Raw genomic sequence first — 2920 nt, 5'->3', positions numbered from 1 at the left:
GTGATGAGAGATGAAGATCTTTGAAAATATCATCAATCATAAAATAAGCAATATTACTGCCGATGAATTATTAAAATATGGAGACCAATTCCAAATCTCAATTACAAAGCAGCAAGCGAGTAAAATCGCAGCTTATCTGCGTGGAAAAAGCATTAATATTTTTAATGATGCCGAGCGTTCTAAATTAATTAAGGATATCGCAAGACTTGCTGGTCCAGAAACGGCTAGACAAGTTAACCAATTGTTTATTCAGCTTACAAAATAACCTAAGATTTATTTTTCCATTAAAAAAAGCTGCGAATGATTTCACAGCTTTTTTTAATTTATTAATCAGTTATCCCTGCATAATGATGTCCTGAAGATTATCGTTAAATTCTTGGGCTTTCAGCATAGCAATTTCATATTTATAAGGGGCTTTTTTATTATTTTTGTCCTCTCCCACGAAAGGCGTCTCAAGAATTTTTGGAATGTCTTTCAACTGTGGATGATGGACGATATAATTTAACGCTTTGAAGCCGATATGGCCAAAGCCTATATTCTCATGACGGTCCTTACGCATTCCGCGCTCATTTTTACTATCGTTAATATGCAATACCTTTAAACGGTCCAGCCCAATAATACGATCAAATTGTTCTAAAACCCCATCAAAGTCTTCAACAATATTATAGCCGGCATCATGTATATGACAAGTATCAAAACAGACTGAAAGATGATCATTGTAATGAACCCCGTCTATAATCATTGCTAATTCTTCAAATGATTTTCCACATTCGGAACCTTTGCCTGCCATCGTTTCAAGAGCGATTTGAACCTTTTCGTCTCCATTTAATACTTCGTTTAGCCCTTCAACAATTTTTTTAATTCCAGCCTCTGTCCCCGCACCAACGTGAGCGCCTGGGTGCAATACAATTTGTTTTGCCCCGATTGCCTCTGTACGATCAATTTCTGTTCTTAAAAAATTAACTCCTAACTCAAAAGTATTCGGATTTTCGGTATTTCCAATATTAATAATATAAGGTGCATGGACAATAATATCAGATATACCATTTGCCTCCATATGCTTAAGGCCTGCTTCAATATTCAAATCCTCGATTTTTTTTCTTCTCGTATTTTGAGGTGCTCCTGTATAAATCATAAACGTATTTGATCCATAGGATACCGCTTCCTTGCTGGCAGCTAGGAGCATGTCCTTTCCACTCATCGATACGTGTGAACCTATTTTCAACATAATGGCTTCCTCTCTCCCTTTGTTATCTATTTTTTACGCTGTAATCTTTTTTGGCGTTTTTTGAAGCTTTCTATTTCAGATTGCATTTTCTTTTTATATCCTGGCTTTACCTTTTTAGGCTTTTGAACAATAGACTGTGCTTGTTTATCGATTTCGTCTGCCTGCTTCTTGCGGCTTTTGCGCTTATTTCTCTTGCCTAAATCTGCCCATTCCCCTTTTTGAAGATCAACGTGTCGGAAATCGATCCCCATTTTATCAAGACGATTTAGTGCATCCTCATCGGATGTATCATAAATGGTAAGTGCAATACCAGAATTGCCTGCACGGGCTGTTCTCCCAACACGGTGAATATAAAAATCTAAATCAGAAGGCAATTCATAGTTAATAACATGACTGATGCCTTGAATATCGATCCCTCTAGCGGCTAAATCAGTGGCAACAATATATCGGAATTCCAAATCTTTAATTTGTTTCATCATTTTTTTACGCTCACGAGGATTAAGATCCCCGTGAATACGTCCCACTTTTAATCCTTTTTTAATTAAGGAATCAGCCACTTCATCTGCCATTTTCTTCGTATTTGTAAAAACGATAGCTAAATAGGGGTTGAATACCATTAATGCATCATGAACAAGCTTATCTTTATTGCGATGGCGGGATGGCATAATCCAATGCTCTATTTTGGCTGCTGTTACTTGTTCAGGTTCGATTTGAATGTATTTTGGATTTTCCATATACTTTTTTAAAAATGGCTTTAATTTTTCTGGAATGGTCGCGGAAAAAATCAACATCTGCAGCTTTTCAGGCATTCTTGCTGCGATTTGATCCACATCCTCGATAAAACCCATATCAAGCATAAGATCCGCTTCGTCTACTACAAGCATATTGGCTGTATGGACAAATAAGGCTTGTTCCTTAATCAAATCGTTAATTCTTCCAGGAGTTCCGACAACAATATGTGGCTGAGTTCGTAATTTTTCAATCGATCTCTGCTTATCAGTTCCACCGACATAACAGCGGGCTGATATGTCTTGTCCCTCTTGGCAATGCTTTGTTACCTTTAGAATTTCATGATAGATTTGGGTAGCCAGCTCTCTTGTAGGTGCAGTTATGACTGCTTGTACCTCCTGATTTTCAGACTTTACCTTTTGTAATATTGGTAAAATATAGGCATGCGTTTTTCCGGTCCCAGTTTGTGATTGGCCGATTGCACTTTCACCTTTTAACACAGTCGGAAATAATCTTTCTTGGATTTCAGTTGGCTCATAAAAGCCTAAATCCTTCACCGCTTCCAAAATAAATGTCTTAAAATCATATCGTTCAAACTTATTATCCATCATTTATATAGCTCCTCATTTGTCGATTCATGTAATCATCCTGTTATTATAATAAAATTTGCATGAAATAACCACATATACCTTCTTCAAACATCATTTTAACTTTATATTTACCTATTTATGAAAAAAAGTCCAAAAACCATTTTGTAAATTACGCATAGTTTAATACTAAAAGAGATTAGTTAGGAGGTCATGTTATGATTCAAGGACCAGGGGCGCCTTTTCGCGGGGGATTTTCTCCGCAGCCTTACAGGAATCAAATGCCTTCCCGCCCGCCAATGGGACCCTTCCCCCCCATGGCTGGAGGAGGGTTTAGGGGACCGGGTGGACCACCGCAAATGAGTCTGGGCGGCGG

The 2920-nt window shown here is 37.7% G+C and carries 3 protein-coding genes; 1 reads left to right on the top strand and 2 read right to left on the bottom strand.

All coding sequences use genetic code 11. The features are described from left to right. Positions 1-10 precede the first annotated feature (10 nt). Entirely contained in the window at positions 11-265 is a 255-nt protein-coding gene (locus V7164_RS25480; protein ID WP_335355630.1) for a DUF2624 domain-containing protein, read from the top strand. A 69-nt stretch (positions 266-334) separates the two neighbouring features. Here the strand turns inward: V7164_RS25480 and V7164_RS25475 are convergent, their stop codons facing one another. Continuing rightward, the gene (locus V7164_RS25475; protein ID WP_335348197.1) at positions 335-1228 is read right to left on the bottom strand and encodes a deoxyribonuclease IV; all 894 of its coding nucleotides are present in this window, start codon (positions 1226-1228) and stop codon (positions 335-337) included. Between the two features lie 26 nt (positions 1229-1254). After that, positions 1255-2568, bottom strand: coding sequence for a DEAD/DEAH box helicase (locus V7164_RS25470; RefSeq protein WP_335355629.1), 1314 nt, complete (start codon positions 2566-2568; stop codon positions 1255-1257). Positions 2569-2920: the final 352 nt, after the last annotated feature.

The sequence above is a fragment of the Bacillus sp. JJ1474 genome (assembly GCF_036965225.1).
Lineage (GTDB): Bacteria > Bacillota > Bacilli > Bacillales > Cytobacillaceae > Cytobacillus.
The sequence above is the reverse complement of the archived record's forward strand: the minus strand, read 5'-3'. Positions and strand labels throughout refer to the sequence as shown.